This window comes from Ruegeria sp. BC8, assembly GCF_056535705.1.
Genome location: NZ_JBQFIV010000001.1, coordinates 49,784 through 76,254, shown reverse-complemented (window position 1 = coordinate 76,254; position 26,471 = coordinate 49,784). Strand labels below are relative to the sequence as shown.

Genomic DNA, 26,471 nt, shown 5'->3' with positions numbered 1-26,471 from the left:
GGATCACAAGACTGTGGGGGCCAGCCCGCTCAGATCGGCATCAGCGCCCAATAGTCCAGATCCAGCAGGACGTCGGGGCTGTATTTTCCATCCGGGCCGCGCAGCGCAAAGGCCTCGCCGCCCTTGGTCGCCACCAGTCGCAACCGGATCGCACCCACGCCGGGCACGCCGGTTTCGGCCTTGTCCAGCACCTCGGACCACGCCTTGACGGTGTCTCCGGCGAAACAGGGGTTGGCATGGGCCCCGCCGTTCAAACCGACGATCATCTGCGCATTGGCCAGCCCGTTGAACGACAGCGCGCGCGCCATCGAGATCACATGGCCGCCATAGATCAACCGCCCATCGGGGCGGAAGGTCAGGTCGAAATGCACCTTGGCAGTGTTCTGCCACAAGCGGGTGGCCAGCATGTGCTCGGCCTCTTCCACGGTCACGCCGTCGACATGGTCGATGGTTTCGCCGATCTGGTAGTCTCCCCAGCGGTGCGGTTCACCGGCCAGAGCAAAGTCGTATTTGCTGAAATCCAGCCCGCTCGGCACCACGAGGTCGCCGGGCGCCAGCGCCTTTTTCAGGTCCGGCACCACGGTTTCGGGCGCCACCGCATCAAGGTTCGATTTCCGCACCATCACCCAGCGCACATATTCGATCACCACTTCGTCGCGCTGATTCAGGCCGCGCGTGCGCACCCAGACCACGCCGGTCTTGCCGTTCGAGTTCTGTTTCAGCCCGATGACCTCGGAGTCCGACCGCAGGGTGTCACCGGGATGGACCGGCTGCAGCCAGCGCCCCTCGGCATAGCCCAGATTGGCGACCGCGTTCAGCGAGATGTCCGGCACCGTCTTGCCGAACACCACATGGAACGCCGCCAGATCGTCGATCGGGCTTTGCGGCAGGCCGCAGCTCCGGGCGAACTCGTCCGAGGAATAAAGCGCGTGGCGCGCGGGATAGAGCGCATGATAGAGCGCGCGCTCGCCCTCCGTCACGGTGCGGGGCACCGCGTGGTGCAGCACCTGCCCGATGGAGTAATCCTCGAAAAAGCGGCCCGGATTGGTCTTTGCCATTATTGCTGTCCCAGTTTCATGTCGGGGGAATAGTCGGCCGCGACCTCCTTGGTCACGGCCTGCGCACAGCGCATCTTGCTGGTGGACGGATCGAACGCATAGGCCGGAGAGCCGTGCAGCTTCCACCCTTTGGCCAGCGCCTCGGACACCTTGTGGCAGAAGTCCGAGGTGTCCTCTTCAGTCAGCAGTCGATAAAGTTTTGCCATCACATCACCTGCCTAGCCCGGGAACGGAGACGGGCCGACCAGCCCATGAATGTAGCCGATGATGCCCAGCAGCACGATCGAGGCCACGAAGAACATCGCATCCTTGCCCAGCGTTCCGGGCTCGCCCGGGGTCCAATCGGGCTCGGACTTGTTGATGACGATCACTTCGACCACGGCCCAGGCCAACAGGCCGCCGAACAGGATGATCGACGCCAGATCACCATTGACCAGCAGATGCGCAAAGGCCCAGAGCTTGAACCCGCCCAGCATCGGGTGACGCACCTTGTTCAGCAGTCGGCCCTTGGTTCCGGCCGGGCTCATCATCCAGATGGCGATCAGCACCAGCAGGTTGTTGATGTGGATCATGAAGCTGGGCGGTGCCCAGACATGGATGAAATCGGTCATGCGATAGCCGAAGATCATCAGCAGGATCGACACGACCAGCGCACCCGCGACGGCGCCCTTTCCGGCGTCACCCATGGCCGCGCGGCGCGCGGGCATCAGACGTTTGAACAGATGCGCGGCCCACCAAAGCGCCACACCGAGAATGAGAAGAACGAAGCCCATGCTGGCTTACCCCGCTTGCAAAGCTGATATCGCCTCTGCTTTTGCCAGAATTTCGCGGGCAGTTACAACGTGCAGGTTTTCCACGATCTTGCCATCGACCACGGCAACGCCCTGCCCCTGGGCCTCGACCTCTTCGAAAGCGGCGATCTGGCGTCGGGCCAGGTCGATCTCGGCCTCGGAGGGGGCGAAGGCGGTGTTGGCGGTCTCGACCTGCGCGGGGTGGATCAGGGTCTTGCCGTCAAAGCCCATGTCGCGGCCCTGCGCACATTCGACAGCCAGACCTTCGGTATCCTTGAAGGCGTTGTAGACGCCATCGACGATCACCAACCCCTCGGCCTTGGCGGCCAGCAGGCACAGGCCCAGCGACGTCATCAGCGGCAGGCGGTCGGGGCGGAAGCGGGTCTGAAGCTCTTTGGCCAGATCGTTGGTGCCCATGACAAAGCCCGCCATCAGCGGATGCGCCGCGATCTCGGCCGCGTTCAGCATGCCGCGCGGGGTCTCCATCATCGCCCAGATCGGAAGGTCGCCGGTGATCGCGGCCAGCGCATCCACGTCGGCGGCCGAGTTGACCTTGGGCAGCAGCAGCACGTCGGCATCCATCTCGCAGACGGCCTCGGCATCGGCACGGCCCCAGTCGGTGTCCAGACCGTTGATTCGAACGATCTTGACGCGTGGGCCGTATCCGCCCGTCGCCAGCGCGGCCTTGAGCGTTTCGCGTGCGTTCTCTTTTTCATCGGCGGCAACTGCATCTTCGAGGTCAAAGATGATGGCATCGACCGGCAGCGTGCGCGCCTTGTCGAGCGCCCGCTCCTTGGAGCCGGGAATGTAGAGAACGGATCGGTAGGGGCGCTGGCGCGGGTCCATGGGAACCTCTCGTTGAAATAAAGTTGCGCAGAATGGGGCATTTTTTGCCGGAAACTTCAAGGCCAAAATCGCCGCATTGCAGCATGTGACGCAACGCGCGGTGGTTTTACAGCAATTGCAGAGGGTTCCGGCAGCCTTGGTCCGGTCAACAGGCAAAGGGGACCGGCGATGAATCAGCGGTTGTTTCAGATGACGATAGGGCTGGGCATCATGGTGCTGGCGGGACAACAGGTACAGGCGCAAGCGCCGAACTGTGCGCCCCGGCCGGACGTGCTGCAGCGGCTGGCCGAGACCTATGGCGAGACCCGGCGCGGCATCGGCATGGCGCGGCAGGGTACGGTGATGGAGGTCTTCGCCTCGGACGAAACCGGCACCTGGACGATCACCGTGACCCTGCCCGACGGGCTCACCTGTCTGGTGGCCGCGGGCGAGGCCTATGAGACGCTGGCCGATGCCCTGCCACCGAACGAACACCTGAGGGTCAGATCAGCGCGTCCCAGATCAGCTTTGACCCGGTCAGCGTCAGCAGAACATAGGCGATGCCGAAGAACAGCCGCTCGGACATCATCCAATGGGCACGCACGCCGAGCCAGGCTCCGAGGATAGCGAAGGGGGTCAGCAGCAGGTCGGCCCAGGCGGTCTGCAGGGTGAACATGCCCAGATAGGCGTAGGGGACGAACTTGGCGATGTTGATGACCCAGAAGACCAGCACGGTGGTGGCCTGGAACTCGGTTTTCGTCAGGCGTTGCGACAGCAGGTAGACGGCGGCGGGCGGGCCGCCAGCGTGGCTGACGAAACTGGTGAAGCCGGCGACCAGCCCGGCGAACAGCCCGGCCGGCGGCGGCAGGCGGTTGGCGAAACCGCGCACCCAGCCACGGGATTGCGCTACATGCCAGACCACGAAGCCCACCGAGATGCCGCCGATCAGCAGGCGCAGCAGGTCTTCGTCGGTCGCCCGGTACAGCAGCGCGCCCAGCGCCACACCCGGCACTGCCCCCAGCATCAGCAGACGCGCGTCGGGCCAGTTCCACCGTTTCCAGTAGGGGCGCAGGGTGGCCAGGTCGATCACCATCAGGATCGGCAACATCAGCGCCAGCGCCTGCCCCGGATCAAGGATCAACGCCAGAATCGACGACGACGCAAAAGCCACGCCCGAGCCGAAGCCGCCCTTGGAAATGCCCGCAAAGATCACTGCCGGGATCGCCACGGCAAAAAACATCAGGTTCAATTCAACCATGCGGCGGCCCCGAAACGGCTTGTCCTGCGGGTGGTTTAGCGCAACCGGCGGGGGGCAGGCAAACGGTATGCGGTCGCATGCCGCGCCGCAGAACCCTTGCGCAACGGCGTTTTAGCGACTAGCAAAACCGCGATTTCAAAACCGACCGGAGACAATCCAAATGGCCAGACCCAAGATCGCGCTGATCGGCGCAGGTCAGATCGGGGGCACGCTTGCCCACCTCGCAGCAATGAAGGAACTGGGGGATGTCGTTCTGTTCGACATCGCCGAGGGCATCCCGGAAGGCAAGGCGCTGGACATCGCCGAATCCGGCCCGTCCGAGGGCTTTGACGCCAAGCTGAAAGGCACCCAATCCTACGAGGACATCGCCGGTGCCGATGTCTGCATCGTGACCGCCGGTGTTCCGCGCAAGCCGGGCATGAGCCGCGATGACCTGCTGGGCATCAACCTGAAGGTCATGAAGTCGGTCGGTGAAGGCATCGCCGCCAATGCACCCGACGCCTTCGTCATCTGCATCACCAACCCGCTGGACGCGATGGTCTGGGCGCTGCGCGAATTCTCGGGCCTGCCCCACAACAAGGTCTGCGGCATGGCTGGCGTGCTGGACTCGGCCCGTTTCCGCCACTTCCTGGCCGAAGAGTTCGAAGTATCGATGAAAGACGTCACCGCCTTCGTTCTGGGCGGCCATGGCGACACGATGGTACCGTCGGTTCGTTATTCGACCGTTGCGGGCATCCCGCTGCCCGATCTGGTCAAGATGGGCTGGACCACGCAAGAGAAGCTGGACGCCATCGTACAGCGCACCCGTGACGGCGGCGCCGAGATCGTCGGCCTGCTGAAGACCGGATCGGCCTACTACGCGCCTGCAACCTCGGCGATCGAGATGGCCGAAGCCTATCTGAAGGATCAGAAGCGCGTTCTGCCCTGCGCCGCCTATTGCGATGGCGAGTTGGGCGTGAAGGGCATGTATGTGGGCGTCCCGACCGTGATCGGCGCCGGCGGGATCGAAAAGGTCGTCAACATCCAGCTCAATGAAGAAGAGCAGGCCGGTTTCGACAATTCGGTCAACGCCGTGAAAGGTCTGATCGAGGCCTGCAAGGGCATCGACAGCTCATTGGCCTGATACATTGATCGGATCTTTGGACCCCACTAAAGATCCGGCCAAAGGCATGACACCCTGCCCCGCTGGTTCCAACCGGTGGGGCATTTCTTTTTAGCCCTCGAGTTCTATCGGAACATCCCAAGCCACCTGGCTACTCCCAGAAGCATCCCGCCAAGTGCGACCAGCAAGGCGCAAACGACCCAAAACGCATGCGGACTTTCAGCGCCGGGAATGCCACCGACATTGATCCCCAGAACACCCGCCACCAGGCCCAGCGGCAGAAATACAGCGCTGACCACTGACAGCACGAGCATACGGCTGTTCATACGTTCGGCCCGCTCGTCCATCAGCTGATCATGTATGATCTGAACCCGTTCCCGCACGGCCGCCAGATCCTCGCCGATCCGGTAGATGCGCTCCGAGGCTTCGCGCAACCGCGACCGGTCGTGAGCCTGCAGCCACGGCACGTCTTCGATCTCGAGCGTCGTCAGCGCGTCGCGCTGGGGTACCAGATACCGGCGCAGAACGATGGAGGACCTGCGGATCGCCGCCAGCTCAGACCGGGAAATCTCGGCATTCGCCTCAAGAAGCGCCTCTTCTAGATCATCCACACGTTCGTTCAGATCAGTGATCGCAGGTTCGGCCCTATCTGCCAGCCGCAAGGCCAAGCGCGCGACGAAGTCACCCGGCGATTTCGGTGCCTGCCCGCGGTCGATTGCCGCCAGCATGTCCGCAACCGCATCCAAGGGGCGGCGCCAGACACCGATGATCTTGTTCTCCGTCAACCACAGCCTGACCGAGATCATGTCTTCGGGCGGTTGCCCTTCTTGCAGGTTCACTCCGCGCAGGTTCAGGATTACGCCATCGCCATGGACGGTACAGCGGGGCCGGGTCTCGTCCGCCGTCAGAGCGTCGATCACGAACTCATCAAGCCCGCCGGCGCGCAGAAGCGGAACCGTGCCAGACGCTTCCAGCCTCAGGTGTTGCCAAGCGAACTGCCCCTCCGGTCCGGCCGGTATCCAGCTGGCAAATTCATCGGCGTCCAGTGACACGGCTTTGCCGGATCCATCGAAGATCCAGGTCATGACATCGGGGAAATCTGGGTTCGGCACTGTCATCTGCTCGGAGCTTGTTCATGTTTGACCTGCCCGACCCAACCGGACCCGCACAGGCCCGGTCAGACTAGCCAGCCTGCGAGAATGCGCCAAGCCCAGAAGGCCTGGCAGGTCCGGTCCCGCCGCTTCGAACGCGACCGGAAATGTTGGCGCAAACGGGGTGCGAACACGGTCTTCGAATATGTTTTCAAAGCCTATTCTGACTCGCTCGAATCATTTTTTGGCACCGGTTTGTTTGTGATCACACCTCGAAAATGTGTGATCACAAATGCTGAAAATCTTCGGCAAATAGCGCGATCGCAGCAGAAAACCCTTTAATTTTTACCGCTAGACACCCCTATAACGATCTAATCGCAGTCAGACGGGACAGTTTCGATGAACATTCACGAATATCAGGCCAAGGCTCTTCTTCGCAGCTATGGCGCTCCGGTCTCCGACGGACGTGCAGTTCTGCGCGCCGAGGAAGCCAAAACAGCCGCCGGTGAACTGGACGGCCCCCTTTGGGTGGTCAAGGCACAGATCCACGCGGGCGGCCGCGGCAAAGGTCACTTCAAAGAGGCCGATGCCGGTGAAAAAGGCGGTGTCCGTCTGACCAAATCGGTGGAAGAAGCCGCCGAAGAAGCCAAGAAGATGCTGGGCCGCACGCTGGTCACCCACCAGACCGGCCCTGTAGGCAAGCAGGTCAACCGCGTTTACATCGAGGCCGGTTCGGGCATCGAGCGCGAGCTGTACCTGGCCCTGTTGGTGGACCGCCAGACCAGCCGCATCTCGTTCGTGTGCTCGACCGAAGGCGGTATGGACATCGAAGAAGTAGCCGCAGCGACACCCGAGAAAATCCTGTCCTTCTCGGTTGACCCGGCCACCGGGTACCAGCCGTATCACGGCCGGCGCATCGCCTTCTCGCTGGGTCTGGAAGGCGCGCAGGTCAAGCAATGCGTGCGTCTGATGGGCATCCTTTACAAGGCCTTCGTCGAGAAGGACATGGAGATGCTGGAGATCAACCCGCTGATCGTGGCCGAAGGCGGCGACCTCAAGGTGCTGGACGCCAAGCTGAGCTTTGACGGCAACGCGGTCTACCGCCACCCCGACATCGCCGAACTGCGCGACACCACCGAGGAAGACCCCAAGGAGCTGGAAGCCAGCAAATACGACCTGAACTACATCGCGCTGGACGGCGAGATCGGCTGCATGGTCAACGGCGCGGGTCTGGCGATGGCGACGATGGACATCATCAAGCTGTACGGTGCCGAGCCGGCCAACTTCCTCGACGTCGGCGGCGGCGCCACCAAAGAGAAAGTGACCGAGGCGTTCAAGATCATCACGTCTGATCCCAACGTCAAAGGCATCCTAGTCAACATCTTCGGCGGCATCATGCGTTGTGATGTGATTGCCGAGGGCGTGGTTGCGGCCGTGAAAGAGGTTGGCCTGCAGGTCCCGCTGGTCGTACGTCTGGAAGGCACGAATGTCGAGAAAGGCAAAGAGATCATCAACACCTCTGGCCTGGACGTAATCGCGGCGGACAACCTGAAAGACGGTGCCGAGAAGATCGTGAAGGCGGTTAAGGGTTAACCGTCAGCTTTAGGGTTCACTGCGAAAGTACGAAAGGGCATCGCTTATGCGCCACAATGTCAGGCGAGCGTTTGAGACCAAGAGCTGGGCTCAGCGCAATGTGCCGCGCTCAGGTCCGGGTTCGACGCTTGCTGCCACTGCTCCGCTGCGCGATGCTCTTCCGGCAATATTCGACCACTATTCCGTGAAGACCTTCCTCGACGCGCCTTGCGGTGACTGGACTTGGATGCAGGAAGTAGACCTGAGCGGCGTTAACTACATCGGCGGGGATATCTCTCTCGAAGTTGTGGAGACGGTCAAAGAACAGCATGGCGGTTCGGCACGGGAGTTTTTGCACCTTGATATAACGTCCGACCCGCTGCCCAAGGCTGATCTTATGATGTGCCGCGATTGCCTGTTCCACTTGAAATGGTGGCTGAGGTGGGAGTTTTTCAAGAACTTCGCCAAAAGCGAAATTCCGTACCTGCTGACAACCAAGCACCATAACAAGCGAAATGCCAGAGTTCGCGACAATGCGGGTTTCAAGCTGTTCAACCCGTGCGCCGAACCTTTCAACTTTCCCGAGCCGATAGAAGAGATCAGCGAAACCGGCCCTTACAACAGCGACCCCGAGTTTCTCAAAACTCGTGGCGGCAGCATGCAACGATCAGTTGCGATCTGGTCGAAAGAACAAGTGGTTGACGTGCTGAAGCAGCGCAAAAGCGATACGTGACACCACGGACCAACTGAATTGCTGCAGCGATGGTGACTTTCAGAGCTGCGCTAACTTTAAACAATACGGAGGCCTAAAATGGCAGTCCTCATCGACGAAAATACCAAAGTGATCTGTCAGGGATTTACTGGCTCGCAGGGCACGTTCCACTCTGAACAGGCCATCGCCTATGGCACCAAGATGGTCGGCGGCGTGACCCCCGGCAAAGGCGGGATGACGCATCTTGACCTGCCCGTGTTCAACTCGGTCCACGAGGCCAAGCACGTCACCGAAGCCAACGCCACTGTGATCTATGTGCCGCCTCCGTTTGCCGCGGATTCGATCCTCGAAGCCATCGACGCCGAGATGGAAGTGATCGTCTGCATCACCGAAGGCATCCCGGTTCTGGACATGATGAAGGTGAAGCGCGCGCTGGAAGGCAGCAAATCGCGCCTGATCGGCCCGAACTGTCCCGGCGTCATCACGCCCGACGCCTGCAAAATCGGCATCATGCCCGGCCACATCCACAAGCGTGGTTCGGTCGGCGTCGTGTCGCGTTCCGGCACCTTGACCTATGAGGCGGTCAAGCAGACCACCGATGTGGGTCTGGGCCAGTCCACCTGTGTGGGCATCGGCGGCGACCCGATCAAAGGCACCGAGCATATCGACGTGCTGGAATGGTTCCTGGCCGATGACGAGACCGAGTCGATCATCATGATCGGCGAGATCGGCGGCTCGGCCGAGGAAGAAGCCGCGCAGTTCCTGGCGGATGAGGCCAAGAAGGGCCGCAAAAAGCCGGTTGCCGGTTTCATCGCCGGCCGCACGGCGCCTCCGGGCCGCCGCATGGGCCACGCGGGCGCGATTGTTGCCGGCGGCAAAGGTGGCGCCGAGGACAAGATCGAAGCCATGCGCAGCGCCGGCATCGTCGTGGCCGAAAGCCCGGCGCAGCTGGGCGAGGCTGTGCTGGAAGCAATCGGCAAGTAAACCGCCGGCCCCTTGACCGGGCTGGCCTCAGCGGAGCGAAACACATGACCTTCAACGAAGCCGTCAAAACGTGTTTCTCCAAATACTTCACATTCTCGGGGCGGGCCTCTCGCCCCGAGTATTGGTATTTTTTCCTGTTCATTCTGGTCTGGAGCGCAATCGCCACGGTCATCGACTGGCATTTCTTCGGACAGGTCACGACCGTGCAATCCGAAGGCTCGGTCGAGGTGACCGCCACATCCAGCCAGCCGGTGCAGAGCATCGTGTCGCTGATCGTGTTCTTTCCGCATCTGGCCGTGGCGTGGCGGCGCATGCATGACACCGGGCGCAACGGTCTCTATGCGCTGCTGCCGATCCTTTTGATCCTAGGGGCTTTTGCCGTTCTGGTCTTCGGCATCGGCCTCGCCTCAAGCTTCCAGCATGGCGGAAGCCTCGACATCCTGTTCACGCGCGCCACGCTGCTGGTCGTCATTCCGACACTGCTTGTTCTTCTGGTGTCGCCCCTCCTGGTTCTGTGGTGGCTGTCCCGCCCCAGCCAACCAGGCACCAACAAATACGGTCCCAACCCATATGAGGTAACCCAATGACCGAACACTCGCCCAATTCTGCCTTCCATGCCTCGAGCTTCATGCAGGGGCACAATGCCGAGTACCTGGAGCAGCTATACGCCCAGTACACCAAGGACCCCGGCGCAATCGATGCGGCCTGGGCCGAGTTTTTCCGGCAGATGGGAGACGCGGCACCGGACGTCCAGAAAGAGGCCGAAGGGCCTTCGTGGGCGCGCCCCGACTGGCCACCGATGCCGAATGATGACCTGACCGGCGCCCTGACCGGCGAGTGGATCGAGGTCGACGCCAAGGCAGCGGGCAACAAGATCAAGGAAAAGGCCGCCAAGGCAGGGGTTGATGTCAGCGACGAACAGATCAAGCGCGCCGTGCTGGATTCGATCCGCGCGCTGATGCTGATCCGGGCCTATCGGATCCGGGGTCACCTGGCCGCTGATCTGGACCCCCTGGGCATGCGCGCCGCGACCAACCATCCCGAGTTGGACCCCAAGACCTATGGCTTTACTGATGCCGACATGGACCGGCCGATCTTTATCGACAACGTGCTGGGTCTGCAGATGGCCAGCATGCGCCAGATCGTCGAGATCGTGAAACGCACCTATTGCGGCACTTTCGCGCTGCAGTACATGCACATCTCGAACCCCGAGGAGGCCGCCTGGCTGAAAGAGCGGATCGAAGGTTATGGCAAGGAAATCTCGTTTACGCGGGAAGGCCGCAAGGCGATCCTGAACAAGATGGTCGAGGCCGAGGGCTTTGAGAAGTTCCTGCATGTGAAATACATGGGCACCAAGCGGTTCGGTCTGGACGGAGGCGAGGCGCTGATCCCGGCGATGGAGCAGATCATCAAGCGTGGCGGCGCCCTGGGCCTGAGCGATATCGTGATCGGCATGCCGCACCGCGGACGTCTGAACATCCTGGCCAACGTGATGGGCAAACCCTACCGCGCCATCTTCAATGAGTTTCAGGGCGGCAGCTTCAAGCCCGAGGACGTGGATGGGTCGGGCGACGTGAAATATCACCTCGGTGCGTCCAGCGACCGTGAGTTCGACGGCAACACCGTGCACCTGTCGCTGACGGCGAACCCGTCCCACCTCGAAGCCGTGAACCCGGTTGTTCTTGGCAAGGTCCGGGCCAAGCAGGACCAGCTTGGCGACACCGATCGCAGCAAGGTCATGGGCATTCTTCTCCACGGCGACGCGGCTTTTGCCGGCCAGGGTGTCGTGGCCGAAGGTTTTGGCCTGTCCGGTCTGCGCGGTCACAAGACCGGCGGCACCATGCATATCGTGGTGAACAATCAGATCGGCTTTACCACCGCGCCGCATTTCTCTCGGTCGAGCCCGTACCCGACCGATATCGCGCTGATGGTCGAGGCGCCGATCTTCCACGTGAACGGCGACGACCCCGAGGCGGTGGTGCACGCGGCCAAGGTCGCGACCGAATTCCGCCAGAAGTTCCACAAGGACGTGGTCATCGACATCTTCTGCTATCGCCGGTTCGGTCACAACGAGGGCGACGAGCCCATGTTCACCAACCCGATCATGTACAAGAAGATCAAAACCCACAAAACCACGCTGTCGCTGTACACCGAACGTCTGGTCAAGGACGGTCTGATCCCTGAGGGCGAGATCGAGGACATGAAGGCCGCCTTCCAGGCCCATCTGAACGACGAGTTCGAGGCCGGCAAGGACTACAAACCCAACAAGGCCGACTGGCTGGATGGCCGGTGGTCGCATCTGGACAAGAACAAGGAAGAATATGTCCGCGGCGACACCGCAATCACGCCGGACACCCTGGCCGAGGTCGGCAAGGCGCTGGTGACGGTGCCCGAAGGTTTTGCCCTGCACAAGACGGTGGGCCGCCTTCTTGAACACAAAAAGCAGATGTTCGAAAACGGTCAGGGCTTTGACTGGGCCACCGGCGAGGCGCTGGCCTTCGGGTCGCTGCTGACCGAGGGCTATCCGGTACGCCTGTCGGGGCAGGACGCCACCCGCGGCACATTCAGCCAACGCCATTCGGGTTTCATCAACCAGGAGACCGAGGAGCGCTACTATCCCCTGAACCACATCCGCGCCGGGCAGTCGCAGTACGAAGTGATCGACTCGATGCTGTCGGAATACGCGGTGCTGGGCTTCGAATACGGCTATTCGCTGGCCGAGCCCAACGCGCTGGTACTGTGGGAGGCCCAGTTCGGCGATTTCGCCAACGGCGCGCAGATCATGTTCGACCAGTTCATCAGCTCGGGCGAAAGCAAATGGTTGCGCATGTCCGGTCTGGTCTGCCTGCTGCCGCACGGGTTCGAGGGGCAGGGCCCCGAGCACTCGTCGGCGCGACTGGAGCGTTTCCTGCAGATGTGCGGCCAGGACAACTGGATCGTGGCCAACTGCACCACGCCTGCGAACTATTTTCACATCTTGCGCCGTCAGTTGCACCGCACCTTCCGCAAGCCGCTGATCCTGATGACGCCCAAATCGTTGCTGCGCCACAAGCTGGCGATCAGCAACGCCGAGGACTTCACCACCGGGTCCAGTTTCCACCGGGTGCTGTGGGACGACGCGCAAAAAGGCAACTCGGACACCCAGCTGGTGCCCGACGACAAGATCAAACGCGTAGTGATGTGTTCGGGCAAGGTGTACTACGACCTGCTTGAAGAACGCGATGCGCGCGGGATCGACGACGTCTACCTGCTGCGGATCGAGCAATACTATCCGTTCCCGGCCCATTCGCTGATCAACGAGCTTGAGCGGTTCAAACAGGCCGAGATGGTCTGGTGTCAGGAAGAGCCCAAGAACCAGGGCGCCTGGGGATTCATCGAACCCAACATCGAATGGGTCCTGTCCCGCATCGGCGCCAAGCATACCCGGCCGATCTATGCCGGCCGCGCCACTTCGGCCTCGCCCGCAACGGGTCTGGCCAGCCAACACAAAGCCCAACAAGAAGCGCTGGTGAACGAAGCGCTGACCATTGAAGGATAATTAACGATGACGATTGAAGTTCGTGTTCCCACGCTGGGCGAGTCCGTCACCGAAGCCACGGTCGCAACCTGGTTCAAGAAACCCGGCGATGCCGTCGCCGTGGATGAGATGCTGTGCGAGCTTGAGACGGACAAGGTCACCGTCGAGGTTCCGTCGCCCGCAGCCGGCGTGATGGGCGAGATCGTAGCCGCCGAAGGTGAGACGGTCGGCGTTGATGCGCTGTTGGCAACGATCCAGGCCGGTGAGGGTGCGGCCCCCGCTCCAAAAGCTGAAGCCGCTCCGGCAGCGGCCCCTGCGGCCTCGGGCGGCAGCGTCGACGTAATGGTTCCGACATTGGGTGAGTCCGTCACCGAAGCGACCGTATCGACCTGGTTCAAGAAGGTCGGCGATACCGTCGCACAGGACGAAATGCTGTGCGAGTTGGAGACCGACAAGGTCTCGGTTGAGGTCCCGGCTCCGGCTGCGGGTGTACTCGCGGAGATCGTGGCCCCCGAGGGCGCGACGGTCGACGCGACCGCCAAGCTTGCCGTGATTTCGGGCGCTGAAGCAGGCGCCGCACCGGCTGCGCCAGCCTCGGCAGCCCCTGCCCCCGCAGCAGCTGCGACCGGCAAGGACGTGGCCAATGCGCCCTCGGCCGAAAAGGCCATGGCCGAAGCCGGTCTGTCGGCCGATCAGGTCACCGGCACCGGCCGCGATGGTCGCATCATGAAGGAAGACGTGGCCCGCGCCGTCGCAACCGCCGCTGCCCCGGCCGCGGCCGCCCCGGCACCGGCCGCAGCCCCGCGCGCGCCCGTGGCCGCCGAGGACGCCGCCCGCGAGGAACGCGTGCGCATGACGCGCCTGCGCCAGACCATCGCCAAGCGTCTGAAGGACGCGCAGAACACCGCCGCGATCCTGACCACCTACAACGAGGTGGACATGACCGAGGTGATGGCCCTCCGCAACCAGTACAAAGACCAGTTCGAGAAGAAGCACGGGGTGCGCCTGGGCTTTATGTCCTTCTTCACCAAGGCCTGCTGCCACGCCCTGAAAGAGGTGCCCGAGGTCAATGCCGAGATCGACGGCAATGACATCGTCTACAAGAACTACGTCCACATGGGCGTGGCCGCCGGTACCCCGCAGGGCCTAGTGGTTCCGGTGATCCGCGACGCCGACCGGATGTCCTTTGCCGAGATCGAGAAAGCCATCGCCGAGAAGGGCAAACGCGCCCGTGACGGCAAGCTGAGCATGGCCGAAATGCAGGGCGGCACCTTCACCATCTCGAACGGCGGCGTTTATGGCTCGCTGATGTCCTCGCCGATCCTGAACCCACCGCAGTCGGGCATTCTGGGCATGCACAAGATTCAGGAACGTCCGATGGTCATCAACGGTGAGATCAAGATCCGCCCGATGATGTATCTGGCGCTGTCCTATGACCACCGCATCGTCGACGGCAAGGGCGCGGTCACCTTCCTGGTGCGCGTGAAAGAGGCGCTGGAAGACCCGCGCCGTCTGCTGATGGATCTGTGATCATGGCGACGCATGTACTCTGGCAGGCCGACGTGGCCGATTTCGACGCCTGGCTGAAGGTGTTCCGCGAGGACAAGCCGATGCGCAAGGCGGCCGGGATTGTCGATCTGCACGTCTGGAAAGACCCCGAACAGCGCGATCATGCGGTTGCCCTGTTCGAGATTACCGATCTGGACCGGGCCCAGAGCTTCATCGAATCGGAAGAGCTGGCCATGCACCATGAACGTGGCGGCGTCGCACATATTCAGGTGAAGGTTCTGACACCCGTCTGAACAGGCACCCAGGCGATCCACCCCGTGGGTCGCCTTTTCAAAAAGAACACTCCGCGGATTTGGGAGAACAAAATGGCTAACTATGACGTCATCGTAATCGGCGCCGGTCCCGGCGGCTATGTCTGCGCCATCCGCTGCGCGCAGCTGGGCCTGAAAACCGCCGTCGTCGAAGGGCGCGAGACGCTGGGCGGCACCTGTCTGAACGTGGGCTGCATTCCGTCCAAGGCGCTGCTGCATGCCAGCCATCAGCTGCACGAGGCCGAGCACAATTTTGCCAAGATGGGCCTCAAGGGCAAAAGCCCCTCGGTCGACTGGAAACAGATGCTGGCCTACAAGCAGGACGTGATCGACACCAACACCAAAGGCGTCGAGTTCCTGTTCAAGAAGAACAAGATCGACTGGCTCAAGGGCTGGGGCTCGATCCCTGCGCCCGGCAAGGTAAAGGTCGGTGACGAGGTGCACGAGGCCAAGAACATCATCATCGCCTCCGGCTCCGAGGCGGCGTCGCTGCCCGGCGTCGAGGTCGACGAAAAGGTCGTCGTGACCTCGACCGGCGCGCTGGAGCTGGGCAAGATCCCGAAAAAGCTGGTGGTCATCGGCGCTGGCGTGATCGGGCTGGAACTGGGCTCGGTCTATCAGCGTCTGGGCGCCGAGGTGACTGTGATCGAATACCTGGACGTCATCACCCCGGGCATGGACCCCGAGGTGCAGAAGACCTTCCAGCGGATCCTCAAGAAACAGGGCCTGAACTTCGTCATGGGCGCCGCGGTGCAAAAGACCGAGGCCACCAAGACCAAGGCCAAGGTGACCTACAAGCTGCGCAAGGATGACAGCGAGCACGTGATCGAGGCCGACACTGTTCTGGTCGCCACCGGGCGCAAGCCGTTCCATGACGGGCTGGGTCTGGATGCGCTGGGGGTCGAGCTGACCCCGCGCGGTCAGATCAAGGTCGGCAAGGACTGGCAGACCAACGTGCCGGGCATCTACGCCATCGGTGACGTGATCGAAGGCCCGATGCTGGCCCACAAGGCCGAGGACGAAGGCATGGCCGCCGCCGAAGTGGTCGCGGGCAAGCATGGGCACGTGAACTATGGCGTCATTCCGGGCGTGATCTACACCTGGCCCGAGGTTGCCAATGTCGGCGAGACCGAAGCCACCCTCAAGGAGCAGGGCCGCGCCTACAAGGTGGGCAAGTTCAGCTTCATGGGCAATGGCCGCGCCAAGGCGAATTTTGCCGCCGACGGGTTCGTCAAGATCCTGGCCGACAAGGAGACCGACCGCATTCTAGGCTGCCACATCATCGGCCCCGGCGCGGGCGACCTGATCCACGAGGTCTGCGTTGCGATGGAGTTCGGCGCCTCGGCCGAGGATCTGGCGCTGACCTGCCACGCGCACCCGACCTATTCCGAGGCCGTGCGCGAAGCGGCGCTGGCCTGCGGCGATGGTCCGATCCACGCCTGATGAGTTCGGCTCCGGCGGTCAGGCCGCCGGAGTCAGCCACGCCCGCAGATAGGTTTCCAGCCGGTCGGTGAATGTGGTCGCCGAATGCAGGGCGCAGAATTTCAGTGACATGGCCTGGATGGCAAAGGCCTGCACGCCCTCGGCCAGCAGGTCAGTCGACACGTCCTGTCTAACCTCGGCCTGATCCAGCCACATCATCACGATCCGGAAGTATTTCTCGAAGCAATAGGCGATCGGCCCGATTTCAGAGATCGCGGCCGCCCCGGAATAGCGGATTAGCAGGTCGAACACGTAGCGTTCGGACATCATGAAATCATGCACCGGGGCCAGAGCCTCGATGATCTGGGGCACGGTTTTCGGCGGTTCCGCCGCCTGCGCCTGATCCAGGCAGGCGTCCAGTTTTTCCCCGATCAGGATCTCCATCAGCGCGTCCTTGTCGTGGAAATGGGCAAAGAAGGTGCCCTTGGCCACGCCGGCGGCCTGTACCACCTCTTCCACGCGCAACGCCTGGTATCCGTTTTTCTGCACCACGTCCGCCGCTGCCTGCAGCAGCTTGGCGCGGGTCTTCAGGGTTCGTTTCTGAATCGTCTTTTGCATGAGGCTTGTTCGCATGTTTTTTGACCGTGGTCAAATTTAATATTGACCGTGGTCATTTTTTGATTCTATAAACTGACCGTGGTCAATTTTAGGAGAATCCCGATGCACCCCAAGAAAATTCTCATCCTCGACGGTCACCCCGCCGAAAGCAGCCTGTCGCGCACCTTTGCCGCCACCTATGCCGAAGCCGCCCGCGCCAAGGGCCATGACGTGAAGACCGTTCACCTCAGCGATTTGGAGTTCGATTTCGATTTCGGACAGGGCAACTATCATGATTTCAAACCGCTGGAGCCGGTTCTGGAGCAGGTTCTGCAGGATTTCGAATGGAGCGATCACCTGGTTCTGACGACGCCCATGTGGTGGGGCGGCCTGCCCGCCAAGCTCAAGGGGCTGATCGACCGGATGTTCATCCCCGGCCGTACGTTCGACACCCGCAATCCCAACAAACTGGGATTCCCGGCGCCGATGCTCGACGGCCGAACTGCACGGGTCATCATCACCTCGGACACGCCGGGCTGGTTCATGCGGCTGGTCTACCGCCGGGCGCTGATTCACCAGATGCGCGGTCAGGTTCTGGGATTTGTCGGGTTCAAGCCGACGCGGTTCACCTGGTTTTCCGGTGCCAGCTACCCCAAGCAGGACAGCGTCCAGAAATGGATCGCACGGGTCACCCGGCTGGGCGCGACGGCAGCGTGATCACCACATCGTCTTTGCGGCGCGCGCGCCCCATTCGCGATCATAGCGTGCGCCGCCTTCCTCGCCCTGAGACACCTCGGCCAGAATCTCGCCCACCGTCGGCAACCCGGCGCTGAGATCGCCGCCGGTCCAGGTTTCAGCCCGCATCAGGGCGCGGGCGCATTGCGTGTAGATTTCCCCGATTTCGATAACGATCACCGTGGCCGGTTGCTTGCCCTTTTTCTCGAACCGGGCGCGCAGGTCGGCGTCGGCCGTCAACCGGGCGGTACCGTTCACCCGCACCACGTTGTTCGAGCCGGGCACCATGAACATCAGCGCCACACGCGGATCGCGCACGATGTTGCGCAGGCTGTCCAGGCGGTTGTTGCCGCGCCAGTCGGGCAAGGCCAGGGTGCCTGGGTCCAGTTCTATCACCACCGGGCCGTCATCGCCCCGGGGGCTGCCATCCACGCCTTCGGGGCCCACTGTGGACAGCACGCACAGCCGCGACGCCATGATCCATTTGCGGTAGAGCGGCGTCAGTTGCCGCGCAACCTTCCGCATCGAGGCCGCGCCGGGGGTGCCGTACAGCGCCTCGAGCGCGGTGATGTCATTGATGTACTGCATCCGGATCAAACCCCACTTCGCGCATCAGCGCGTTCGAACGCGTCTCGATCACCTCTTCCAGCCGGGCCAGGAACGAGTCGCGATCAACGCCCGGTTCGATCGGGTCGAGGAACTCGACGATCGCATGGCCGGGTTTGCGCAGAATCCCCGACCGAGGCCAGAAGACACCGACATTGGTGGCCGCCGGCACGCAGGGGAAGCCCAGCCCCTCGTACAGTACGGCGGTGCCGACCTTGTAGGGCTTGTAGACCCCCGGCGCCACGCGGGTGCCCTGCGGATAGATCACCAGTTGCCCGGGCTCGGTAAACTCTTTGGAAACGTCCTTGACCATCTTGGCCACTGCCGCGCCTCGCTTGCCGCGATTGACCGGGATACAGCCCAGACGACGGGCATACATGCCGATGATCGGGGTCCACAGCAGTTCGCGCTTCATGATGAACTTGCCATGGGGGATCGCGTCGAAGATCAGGATGATGTCGAAGAAGGATTGATGCTTGGCGGCGATCACCACTTCACCCGTGGGCACGTTGCCGCGCACCTCGCCGCGAATGCCCACCATCCAGCGCGCCAGCCATATGGTCGTACGCGCATAGGTCTTGCAGGCGCGCAGGGCCCCGCGCTTGGAGAACAGCGCATAGGGCGCGAAGACCAGGCCCAGAAACGCCATCCATGCGTAGATCGTTACCATGAAGATCAGCGAGCGCACCCATTGGACCGCCATTGCCATCACGAGAGCTCCTTCAATTTGCGACGGGCCGCCGACCATGTCGCGGCAAAGGCCACGGCTGCGCCCAATAAGGGGATTACGGCGGGCAACAACCAGTCGGCGCCCTGGAATCCAAGGCCGGTCAGGAAACCGCCCGCATCCGATGCCTCGGGCAGCAGCAGCACCCCGGTCAGGCCCAGAACCGTCCCCACCACGGCACCGAAAAACGCGCGCCAGGTGAAGCGCCGCACGAAAGCACCGGCGATGAAACGGTCGCGCGCGCCGACCTGACGCAGCACCTCGATGATCTGGGCGTTGGCCGCAAGCGAGGCATTGGCAGCAAGCGTGATCATCGCCGCCGTGGCCCCGCCGATCAGCAGGATCGAGATCCAGCCCAACCGCCGCAGCGAGGTGGCTGCATCGACCAGCGGCTCGCGCCAGCGGGAATGGTCATCCAGAACCGCGCCTGGCACCTCGGCCGCCAGCCGCAGGCGCAGGCCCATCGTGTCCAGCCCCGGCTCGCCCTCGATGATCTCGATCAGCTGCGGCACCGGCAGGGTGTCCAGCGGCAGATCGGGCCCGAACCAGGGGGCCAGCAGCGCGGCCTGTTCTTCGGCGCTGAGCGCGCGGGCCGAGGCCACGCCCGAGGTCTGTTTCAGAACCTCCAGAGCGGCCTCGGTCTGCGCGGCACGCTGTTCAGCAGGCGCATTGATCCGCAGAGTGGCCGCTCCGGCCAGCTCCGAGGCCCAGCGATCGGCCAACCTCCCCGAAGCCAGCGACAGCGCCAGCGCGAATACTGTCAGAAAGGCCATCGCACCTGACACGAAAAGGGTCAGGTGCGCCGTAAATCCCGTTGGCGGCACGACGCGGTCGGCCCGGGCGTCCCGGCGCAGCAGGGCGCGAATGTCATCGGCAATCATAGATCCGCCCCCGCCAGTTGCAGCCGCCGCTGCGAGATCCGAAGAACCCGGGCCTGCACCTGGCTTTTGGCCGCCCGGATCAAGCTCAGATCATGGGTGGCGATCACCACGGTCTTTCCCATGTGGTTCAGCTCGATCAGCAGACGCAGCAGACGCTGGGACATCTCCCAGTCGACGTTGCCGGTGGGTTCGTCGGCCAACACCACGTCCGGTGACAGGATGACCGCCCGCGCCAGTGCAGCCCGTTGCCGCTCGCCGCCCGAAAGCTCCGGCGGAAGTGCGTCCAGGCGGCCACCAAGACCGACCCAGGACAGGAGTTCGGTCAGATCTTCCTGCTCGGACTCGACAGAGCGTCCCGACACCATCAGTGGCAGGGCGACATTCTCAGCCAGAGTCATGTGGTCCAGAAACCGGCAGTCCTGATGAACGACACCGATGCGGCGGCGCAGCAGGGCCATCTGGTCCCGGTCCAGTCGGGCAATGTCCTGGTCAAAGGCGCTGATCCGCCCCGAACTGGCCAGCAACGCGCCATAGCAGAGTTTCAACAGGGTCGTTTTGCCCGCTCCGGACGGGCCGGTCAGAAAATGGAACGACCCCGGCTGCAACTGGACCGAGACATTGCTCAGCAGTTCACCGCCGCCATAGCTGTAGCTGACATTTTCAAGCTCGATCACGCCTGCCCTCAATATTGCTTGCGCCCTTCTTGCCCGAGCACGACCACGGTTTCAATGCCTGCACCGAGTCCATTTGGCGACACTTGATCCACCGGGCCGAAAACGCGCTTTGCTGTTTCGCCTTAACGGATTATCATTCTTGGAAAAACGACGACAGGCCGCTGGCGGCCGGGGAGGCAGTATGCGACTAACATGCCCGAACTGTAATGCCCAGTACGAGGTTCCGGATGAGGTCATTCCGGAAGAAGGCCGAGACGTGCAATGCTCGAGCTGCGAGCAGACCTGGTTCCAACCCAAACACCCGGAGGCTGAGCCTGTCGCGGCCGAAACCGATGATGGGCCGGCCGAAAGCGCGCCCTCGGATACGTCTGAGCCGCCGGCCGCCGAAGCTGCTGCGCCGGAACCGGAGCAGGCAGAAGACGAACAGGTCGAAGCCGAACAGCCCGATCCCGAACCCACGGACGAAGCCCGGCCAGCCGCTCCGACCGGCAACGTCGATCCGGCCGTTGCGACAATCCTGCGAGAGGAAGCCGCGCGTGAGGCCGAACTGCGCGCCAAAGAAGGGTCCGGCCTGGAAAGTCAGCCGGATCTGGGCCTGGATCTGCAGCCGGAACCGGCCCCCAAGCCCAAACCTCCTGCGGCGACCGAAACCGCCTCGGGAACCGGTCAGAAAGAGGCGCTGCCGGATGTGGACAGCATCAATTCGACTTTGCGCAGCGACGACGCCCCGACCGCGGCAGAGCCCGCCGAAGCCCCGCCGCGGAAATCGGGCGGGTTCCTGCGGGGCTTTGCGCTGATCCTGATCATCGGGGTCATCCTGTTCCTGATCTACGGCAACGCCCGCCAGATCAGCGAGGCAGTTCCCCAGGCCGAGCCTGTGTTGCAGTCGTATGTCTCGATGGTCGATCAGGCCCGGATCTGGCTGGAATCGCAGGCTGGCTCCGCGACCGAGTAACTCTGCCGGTCAGAACCGCTCGAGCAGCCTTTTGAGGTATTCCAGTTCGATTCTGGGCCTGTCGGTTTCGCCCGTGCGGCGACGGATTTCATCCAGCAACTCGCGGGCACGGCGGTACACATCATCCCCCTGCAGCAGGTTCTCCTCGGTCGAGATCGAGCCCGCAGCACCCGGATTCCGACCCAGCGGATCGCGGTTGTTGGCCTGCATGTCGCCTTCCTGCGTACCCTGACCGGGCTGGTTCTGCTGGTTCTGGGCCATGGCCTCACCCAGCTCGCGCATCCCTTCGCGCAACGCTTCCATTGCTTCGGACTGGCGGTCGATCGCTTCGGCAAGGTCGTCGCTCCGCAGGGCATCTTCGGCCTCATCCATGGCACGACCTGCACGCCCCAGCGACTCGCGTGCGGCGTCGCCTTCGGGTGTTCCGGCGCCCGGCAGGTTCTGCTGCTGGCGATTCAGTTCATCGCGCAGCGCCTGTTGGCGGTCAGCCAGAGTCCCTTGCCCTTGCTGGCCTTCGCCCGCCTGATCCGATCCTTGGCCCCGGCCGCCCTGACCCTCATGGCTCTGGCCGCGCCCCTGACCGCCCGAGCGGCCTTCATTGCCCTGGCTTTCACCGGCCTGCGCGCCGGGATTGAATTGCTCCTGCAAGTCACGGAAGGCCTCGTCGCTCAGGCCCTGCTGCTCACGCAGAGTTTCGGCCAAGCCTTCCATGGCCTGCTGGCCTTCGGATTGTTGCCCCTGTCCCTGGCCTTGGGTCACCCGCATGTTTTCCATCATCTGCTGGAACTCCTCCAGCGCCTGCTGGGCCTCGGCCATGCGGCCCTGCTCCATCAGTTCCTGTATCCGGTCCATCATCCGCTGCAGGTCATCCTGCGTCATCTGCATGGATTCACCGGATTGGTTCTGCTGGCCCTGCTGGCCGTCCGGGTTTTCCTGCGCCAGTCGCTGCAGCTGACGAAGATACTCGTCGGTCGCTTCACGCAGCTCCTGCATCAACTCGGCGATTTCCTCGTCGCTGGCACCGTTCTGCATCGCTTCGGTCAGACGTTCCTGAGCGCGACGCATCCGCTCCAGCGCGTCGGCGAGCGTGCCTTCTTCGATCAGGATGGCCAGATCCCACAGGGCTTGCGCGATCTCGGTCTGCTGTTCGGGGCCCAGGCCGAATTCCGTAAAGGTTTCCAACCGGCGTAGAATATAGCGCAGTCGCAGATATGCGGTTTCCGAACGGAAGACATCTTCGGGCCGGTGCGAAACCGCCCGCAACAGCTGAGCCACCCTTTTGGCATTGTCGCGCGACCACAGCAGATCGCGGCGCTGTTCAATCACCGCCGCAGCCAGCGGATCAAAGAACCGGCGGGCAGGAAGGTCGGTTCGGTAGACATCCGACTCCGACACCTGATCAGCGGCATCGACGGCCGAAAGGGTAATCTTGACCGGCAGGTGCGCCCAAGGGTGTTCCGAAAAGTCCTCGATCAGATCTTCCGTGAAATCGCTCCGGTCACCAGCGATCGGCATGGGCAGGTCGACGGTGACCGCGTCGCGAGGTTCGGGCTCAACGGCCAGACCATGGCGACGATCGACCGCAGACAGGTCCAACTCGATCAACGCGGTGCCTGACAGGATGCCATAATCGTCACGCGCCGAGAACGGCAGTTTCATCTGGCCACCAGCCTCGGCGGTGGCGGGTTCGGCCACGGCGATTACCGGCGGCGCGTCCGCAATGACCTCGACACCCCAGTCACGTCCTGCAGGGCCCTCGATCGACAATCGGCCCGAACGCTCGACGACAAACTCCTGATCCGGATCGGTTGCTGTCGTGGTGGAAGCGGAGGAACTGGTTTCGGTCAAGCTGTGCGCGCCGACCTCGCCATAGAAGCGCAAAGTGACGCGGCTGCCTTGTGGCACTGTCAGCGTCGGACCGGATTGATCGGCCAGATACAGCGTCGGCAGGCCGGTATAGCGAGGTGGCTCGACCCAGCCTTCCCAGCTGGGGCCTTGGCCGGCTACGGCCGTGCCGGGTGTCATCTGGGCGACCGATCCAACTTTCCAGAACGATCCGAACAGCAATCCGACCACCAGCGCCAAAAGCGCCGCATAGCGCAGCGCGTAAGGGTCACGAGCGGCAAGGTTCAGGTCAGGCTTGACCGGTCCTGCCCGCGCGGCGCGGGCGGCCATGCGCGCCTGATGGGCCTGCCACAAAGCGCGCGAATCTTCGTCCATCGCCCCGATGGCCTGATCGTCCAGCAACGCCTGAATGGGACGGCCCGGCAGTGTCTCGTCCAGTCGGACAAGCGCCTGCGTGCGGGTGGGGAACCGAAACCTCCGCGCGCCCCAGACCAATGCAACCGTAAACGCCAGAATGGATGCGGCTCCGATGATCCAGACGGTTTCAACGCCGACGAGGTCGTGGAGGCCCAGCAGCAAGGCCGCCATGATCAGGGCCGCAATCGACAGGAACGGCCAAAAAGCGCGCATCACCTGCTCGGCCAGCATCCCCGTGCGCGTCAGCAACAGGGACAGTCTGGGGATCGGCAGGTTGCGAGTGTCGGTCACGTCAGGCCTCCGGGTCGGGCCCGCGCGGTTATCGCGTCACAGCCACTCAGGTATGGTATCGCGGTTTATGATTTCGTCAAAGGTTGGCCGTTCACGAATAACCGCGAATTGATCGCCATGAACCAGAACTTCGGGGATCAGGGGCCGGGTGTTGTATTCACTGGACATAACCGCGCCATAGGCGCCGGCGCTGCGAAATGCGACCAGATCCCCCGGGTTCAGCGGTGGCATCGCCCTTTGTTTCGCAAAGGTATCCCCGGTCTCGCAGACCGGCCCGACAATGTCATAGGGGCGTTGTTCGACCCCCGGCGCGGGCTCGATGACGGGAACGATGTCATGATAGGCGTCGTACATGGCCGGGCGGATCAGATCGTTCATCGCCCCGTCGAGGATCAGGAAATTGCGCCCTTCGCCCGACTTCACATAGATCACCTTTGACACCATCAGCCCCGCGTTGCCCGCGATCAGACGGCCCGGCTCGATCTCGATCTCGCAGCCCAGATGGCCCAGCGTTTCCTTGATCATCGCACCGTATTCCAACGGCAGCGGCGGTGCTTCGTTCGAGCGGGCATAGGGAATGCCCAGCCCGCCACCCAGGTCCAGACGGTGAATGTCGTGGCCCTGTGCGCGCAGCTGTTCGGTCAGTTCGGCGACTTTGGAGTAGGCCAGGCGGAATGGCTCAAGATCGGTCAGTTGAGAGCCGATATGCACGTCGATGCCCACCACCTTGAGGCCGGGCAGGCTGGCCGCATGGGCATAGACCTCGGGTGCACGGACGATCGGGATGCCGAATTTGTTTTCGGATTTACCGGTGGCGATTTTGGCGTGGGTCTTGGCGTCGACGTCCGGATTCACGCGAACGGTGATCGGCGCGATCACGCCCAGGTCCTGCGCGACGGCGTTGATCACCTCCATCTCGGGCTCGGATTCGACGTTGAACTGGCGAATCCCGCCGGTCAGCGCGATGCGGATTTCCTCGGCCGTTTTGCCGACGCCCGAGAACACGATCTTTTCGCCCGGCACACCCGCTGCCTTGGCCCGCAGGTACTCGCCGCCCGAAACCACGTCCATCCCCGCGCCCGCCTGCGCCAGCGTTCTCAGAATGGCCTGATTGCTGGCGGCCTTCATCGCATAACAGACCACGTGGTCGGTACCTGCCAACGCCTCGTCGAACAGGTTGTAGTGCCGCAGCAGCGTCGCCGTGGAATAGACATAGAACGGCGTGCCGACCGCAGCAGCGATCTCGGCGACCGGGACGTCCTCGGCGCACAACACGCCATCGCGGTAAAGAAAGTGATCCATATCTGCGCGCTTAGACCAAAACAGGCCTGTGGATCAACGGGATTTGCGACGTGGGCACGCAATCCGGTGCGAACCGCACAGTAGTCGGGCGCAACGGCTTATCCGCGCAGGCCGGCCTCAAGCAACGAAAGGGTCGCATCGCGCCGCGCCTCAAAGTCGCTTTCATCGCCCCCGAAGATCGCCAGATGGATAACTAATCCATCCAGCATCGCCGTCACCGCCTGCGCGGCGGCCAGCGCACTGAGATCGCCGCGGATTTCACCCGCGCGGATCAAAGGAGCGAAGTGAGCCGCATAATGATCGGCAAGCCAGGCGAAGAACCCGCCAATGACCTCGGCCGCGCGCGGGTCCTGAAATCCGGGGCCCAGCACGTCAAAGAACAGCCGCGTCGCAGCCAGACGGTCGGCAGGCATGGACAGACGCAGCCCGGTCATGAACTGGTCCAGCGTCTGCGGGGCCGGGATGTCGCTGATGCGGGCGCGGATATCCTCGAAATACCGCTGCAGCAACGCCAGAAGCAGAGCCTCCTTGCTTTGGAAGTACAGATACAACGTGCCCTTGGCCATCCCGGCCTGATGGGCCACGTCCTGCATCTTGGTGGCGTGATAGCCCTGATCCAGAAAGCAGGCCATGGCGGCATCCAATATCCGCCCCTGCATCTCTTCGCGATCGACGATCTTCGGCATCTTGCCCCCCGATTTTCTTCCGGCGCGCCTCTCTTGACGCAGATTGGACGCGGCGTCACGCAAATTCAATCTTTTAATGACTTGACGGTCAGTAGCGCCATCTCCATTTATGACCCACAAGTCATTAAAAGGATTCTGTCATGGTGCATTCGTCACAAATCAACACCGGCCCAACGCGGCCTATGGCGTCCCAACCCACGGCGACAGCCGCCAAACTGATGCTTGTCCTCGTTGCCAGCTTTGTCACGCTGGTCCCCGGCGGCCCGATCGAGACCCGCGACTTTTCCGGACTGGGCGGAACGGTATTCTGGGGTTTCAACGCCTTTCTGATCGCGCTTGCCCTGCTGGCCGTGGGGTCGGCGGTGGCCATGCTGCGCGGTTCGGCAACGGCAAGCTGGGGCGCCATCGTGGCGGCCTGGGGATACATCTTCGTGGTCCTGTTGGACCTGGATCACGTCTTCCCCACATCACCCGACTCAATTCCGCTGATGCTGGGACTGATCGAGATTCTGGATTTCATCCTGGCTTTCTACATCGTGGCCTTGGCTCATCGTGGCCTGGGCCACATCTGAACCCGCCCGGCACGCCCTCGTATAGGGGCCG

The 26,471-nt window shown here is 62.7% G+C and carries 26 protein-coding genes and 1 pseudogene; 13 read left to right on the top strand and 14 right to left on the bottom strand.

Annotated features, from left to right (window positions below):
* Nucleotides 1-29: 29 nt before the first annotated feature.
* The 4 genes from ACR3EK_RS00430 to ACR3EK_RS00415 are packed head-to-tail and all read right to left on the bottom strand — an operon-like array spanning nucleotide 30 to nucleotide 2,695.
* Entirely contained in the window at nucleotides 30-1,058 is a 1,029-nt protein-coding gene (locus ACR3EK_RS00430) for a MaoC family dehydratase (protein ID WP_480632406.1), read from the bottom strand.
* Entirely contained in the window at nucleotides 1,058-1,264 is a 207-nt protein-coding gene (locus ACR3EK_RS00425) for a DUF1737 domain-containing protein (RefSeq protein ID WP_480632405.1), read from the bottom strand. Before ACR3EK_RS00425 ends, ACR3EK_RS00430 begins: the two co-directional genes overlap by 1 nt.
* A 12-nt stretch (nucleotides 1,265-1,276) precedes the next feature.
* Nucleotides 1,277-1,831, bottom strand: a complete 555-nt coding sequence (locus ACR3EK_RS00420) for an NnrU family protein (RefSeq protein ID WP_170343328.1) — start codon at nucleotides 1,829-1,831, stop codon at nucleotides 1,277-1,279.
* Between the two features lie 6 nt (nucleotides 1,832-1,837).
* A complete protein-coding gene (locus ACR3EK_RS00415; protein ID WP_480632404.1) occupies nucleotides 1,838-2,695 on the bottom strand; it encodes an HpcH/HpaI aldolase/citrate lyase family protein in 858 nt (285 codons plus the stop codon).
* A 168-nt stretch (nucleotides 2,696-2,863) separates the two neighbouring features.
* Here ACR3EK_RS00415 and ACR3EK_RS00410 point away from each other — a divergent pair.
* Nucleotides 2,864-3,163, top strand: a pseudogene (locus tag ACR3EK_RS00410) (hypothetical protein); the annotation flags it as partial.
* Nucleotides 3,164-3,176: 13 nt separating this feature from the next.
* On the opposite strand, the gene ACR3EK_RS00405 reads toward ACR3EK_RS00410, so the two are convergent.
* A complete protein-coding gene (locus ACR3EK_RS00405; RefSeq protein WP_480632403.1) occupies nucleotides 3,177-3,932 on the bottom strand; it encodes a sulfite exporter TauE/SafE family protein in 756 nt (251 codons plus the stop codon).
* Nucleotides 3,933-4,092: 160 nt separating this feature from the next.
* Here ACR3EK_RS00405 and mdh point away from each other — a divergent pair, with 160 nt between their 5' ends.
* A complete protein-coding gene (gene mdh / locus ACR3EK_RS00400; protein ID WP_260064089.1) occupies nucleotides 4,093-5,055 on the top strand; it encodes a malate dehydrogenase in 963 nt (320 codons plus the stop codon).
* Between the two features lie 104 nt (nucleotides 5,056-5,159).
* On the opposite strand, the gene ACR3EK_RS00395 is transcribed toward mdh, so the two are convergent.
* A complete protein-coding gene (locus ACR3EK_RS00395) occupies nucleotides 5,160-6,152 on the bottom strand; it encodes a zinc transporter ZntB (RefSeq protein WP_480632402.1) in 993 nt (330 codons plus the stop codon).
* A gap of 372 nt (nucleotides 6,153-6,524) precedes the next feature.
* Between ACR3EK_RS00395 and sucC the strand changes: the two genes are divergently transcribed.
* The 8 genes from sucC to lpdA all read left to right on the top strand — a co-directional run bounded on the left by sucC (nucleotide 6,525) and on the right by lpdA (nucleotide 16,173).
* The gene (gene sucC / locus ACR3EK_RS00390; protein WP_093963486.1) at nucleotides 6,525-7,718 is read left to right on the top strand and encodes an ADP-forming succinate--CoA ligase subunit beta; all 1,194 of its coding nucleotides are present in this window, start codon (nucleotides 6,525-6,527) and stop codon (nucleotides 7,716-7,718) included.
* A gap of 46 nt (nucleotides 7,719-7,764) precedes the next feature.
* Nucleotides 7,765-8,430 (top strand): hypothetical protein, encoded by a 666-nt coding sequence (locus ACR3EK_RS00385; protein ID WP_480632401.1) that lies wholly within the window; start codon nucleotides 7,765-7,767, stop codon nucleotides 8,428-8,430.
* A 78-nt stretch (nucleotides 8,431-8,508) separates the two neighbouring features.
* Nucleotides 8,509-9,393, top strand: a complete 885-nt coding sequence (sucD, locus tag ACR3EK_RS00380) for a succinate--CoA ligase subunit alpha (protein WP_170452241.1) — start codon at nucleotides 8,509-8,511, stop codon at nucleotides 9,391-9,393.
* Nucleotides 9,394-9,437: 44 nt separating this feature from the next.
* Nucleotides 9,438-9,980 carry a DUF805 domain-containing protein gene (locus tag ACR3EK_RS00375; protein ID WP_170540710.1) on the top strand — a complete coding sequence of 181 codons (543 nt, stop codon included), beginning with the start codon at nucleotides 9,438-9,440 and terminating at the stop codon, nucleotides 9,978-9,980.
* Entirely contained in the window at nucleotides 9,977-12,931 is a 2,955-nt protein-coding gene (locus ACR3EK_RS00370; RefSeq protein ID WP_480632400.1) for a 2-oxoglutarate dehydrogenase E1 component, read from the top strand. Before ACR3EK_RS00375 ends, ACR3EK_RS00370 begins: the two co-directional genes overlap by 4 nt.
* A 6-nt stretch (nucleotides 12,932-12,937) precedes the next feature.
* A complete protein-coding gene (gene odhB, locus ACR3EK_RS00365; RefSeq protein WP_480632399.1) occupies nucleotides 12,938-14,440 on the top strand; it encodes a 2-oxoglutarate dehydrogenase complex dihydrolipoyllysine-residue succinyltransferase in 1,503 nt (500 codons plus the stop codon).
* A gap of 2 nt (nucleotides 14,441-14,442) precedes the next feature.
* The gene (locus ACR3EK_RS00360) at nucleotides 14,443-14,712 is read left to right on the top strand and encodes a hypothetical protein (RefSeq protein ID WP_170342212.1); all 270 of its coding nucleotides are present in this window, start codon (nucleotides 14,443-14,445) and stop codon (nucleotides 14,710-14,712) included.
* Between the two features lie 72 nt (nucleotides 14,713-14,784).
* Nucleotides 14,785-16,173 carry a dihydrolipoyl dehydrogenase gene (gene lpdA / locus ACR3EK_RS00355; protein ID WP_170526080.1) on the top strand — a complete coding sequence of 463 codons (1,389 nt, stop codon included), beginning with the start codon at nucleotides 14,785-14,787 and terminating at the stop codon, nucleotides 16,171-16,173.
* Between the two features lie 18 nt (nucleotides 16,174-16,191).
* On the opposite strand, the gene ACR3EK_RS00350 is transcribed toward lpdA, so the two are convergent.
* Nucleotides 16,192-16,770 carry a TetR/AcrR family transcriptional regulator gene (locus ACR3EK_RS00350; protein WP_170342920.1) on the bottom strand — a complete coding sequence of 193 codons (579 nt, stop codon included), beginning with the start codon at nucleotides 16,768-16,770 and terminating at the stop codon, nucleotides 16,192-16,194.
* A gap of 102 nt (nucleotides 16,771-16,872) precedes the next feature.
* On the opposite strand from ACR3EK_RS00350, the gene ACR3EK_RS00345 reads away from it, so the two are divergent.
* The gene (locus ACR3EK_RS00345) at nucleotides 16,873-17,466 is read left to right on the top strand and encodes an NAD(P)H-dependent oxidoreductase (RefSeq protein ID WP_480632398.1); all 594 of its coding nucleotides are present in this window, start codon (nucleotides 16,873-16,875) and stop codon (nucleotides 17,464-17,466) included.
* On the opposite strand, the gene ACR3EK_RS00340 is transcribed toward ACR3EK_RS00345, so the two are convergent.
* Genes ACR3EK_RS00340 through ACR3EK_RS00325 form a run of 4 tightly spaced genes read right to left on the bottom strand, consistent with a single transcriptional unit; the run spans nucleotide 17,467 to nucleotide 20,372 of the window.
* Complete coding sequence (locus tag ACR3EK_RS00340) at nucleotides 17,467-18,072, bottom strand: pyridoxamine 5'-phosphate oxidase family protein (RefSeq protein ID WP_480632397.1); 606 nt, start codon at nucleotides 18,070-18,072, stop codon at nucleotides 17,467-17,469. It lies immediately after the preceding gene.
* Nucleotides 18,056-18,799: a lysophospholipid acyltransferase family protein gene (locus tag ACR3EK_RS00335; RefSeq protein ID WP_480632396.1), complete on the bottom strand. Its 744-nt coding sequence runs from the start codon at nucleotides 18,797-18,799 to the stop codon at nucleotides 18,056-18,058. The genes ACR3EK_RS00340 and ACR3EK_RS00335 overlap by 17 nt, the downstream gene beginning before the upstream one ends.
* Entirely contained in the window at nucleotides 18,799-19,698 is a 900-nt protein-coding gene (locus ACR3EK_RS00330) for a cell division protein FtsX (RefSeq protein WP_170360108.1), read from the bottom strand. The genes ACR3EK_RS00335 and ACR3EK_RS00330 overlap by 1 nt, the downstream gene beginning before the upstream one ends.
* Entirely contained in the window at nucleotides 19,695-20,372 is a 678-nt protein-coding gene (locus ACR3EK_RS00325) for a cell division ATP-binding protein FtsE (RefSeq protein ID WP_170342228.1), read from the bottom strand. Before ACR3EK_RS00325 ends, ACR3EK_RS00330 begins: the two co-directional genes overlap by 4 nt.
* Before the next feature lie 181 nt (nucleotides 20,373-20,553).
* Between ACR3EK_RS00325 and ACR3EK_RS00320 the strand changes: the two genes are divergently transcribed.
* Nucleotides 20,554-21,327 (top strand): zinc-ribbon domain-containing protein, encoded by a 774-nt coding sequence (locus tag ACR3EK_RS00320; RefSeq protein ID WP_170436051.1) that lies wholly within the window; start codon nucleotides 20,554-20,556, stop codon nucleotides 21,325-21,327.
* A 9-nt stretch (nucleotides 21,328-21,336) separates the two neighbouring features.
* Here ACR3EK_RS00320 and ACR3EK_RS00315 read toward each other — a convergent pair whose 3' ends face one another.
* From ACR3EK_RS00315 to ACR3EK_RS00305, 3 genes are all read right to left on the bottom strand, one after another.
* Nucleotides 21,337-23,880, bottom strand: coding sequence for a TIGR02302 family protein (locus ACR3EK_RS00315; RefSeq protein ID WP_480632395.1), 2,544 nt, complete (start codon nucleotides 23,878-23,880; stop codon nucleotides 21,337-21,339).
* 36 nt (nucleotides 23,881-23,916) lie between these two features.
* Entirely contained in the window at nucleotides 23,917-25,182 is a 1,266-nt protein-coding gene (gene lysA, locus ACR3EK_RS00310) for a diaminopimelate decarboxylase (RefSeq protein ID WP_480632394.1), read from the bottom strand.
* A 98-nt stretch (nucleotides 25,183-25,280) separates the two neighbouring features.
* Nucleotides 25,281-25,868, bottom strand: coding sequence for a TetR/AcrR family transcriptional regulator (locus ACR3EK_RS00305; protein ID WP_170436050.1), 588 nt, complete (start codon nucleotides 25,866-25,868; stop codon nucleotides 25,281-25,283).
* 140 nt (nucleotides 25,869-26,008) lie between these two features.
* Here ACR3EK_RS00305 and ACR3EK_RS00300 point away from each other — a divergent pair, with 140 nt between their 5' ends.
* The gene (locus tag ACR3EK_RS00300) at nucleotides 26,009-26,440 is read left to right on the top strand and encodes a DUF8051 family protein (RefSeq protein WP_254442249.1); all 432 of its coding nucleotides are present in this window, start codon (nucleotides 26,009-26,011) and stop codon (nucleotides 26,438-26,440) included.
* Nucleotides 26,441-26,471: the final 31 nt, after the last annotated feature.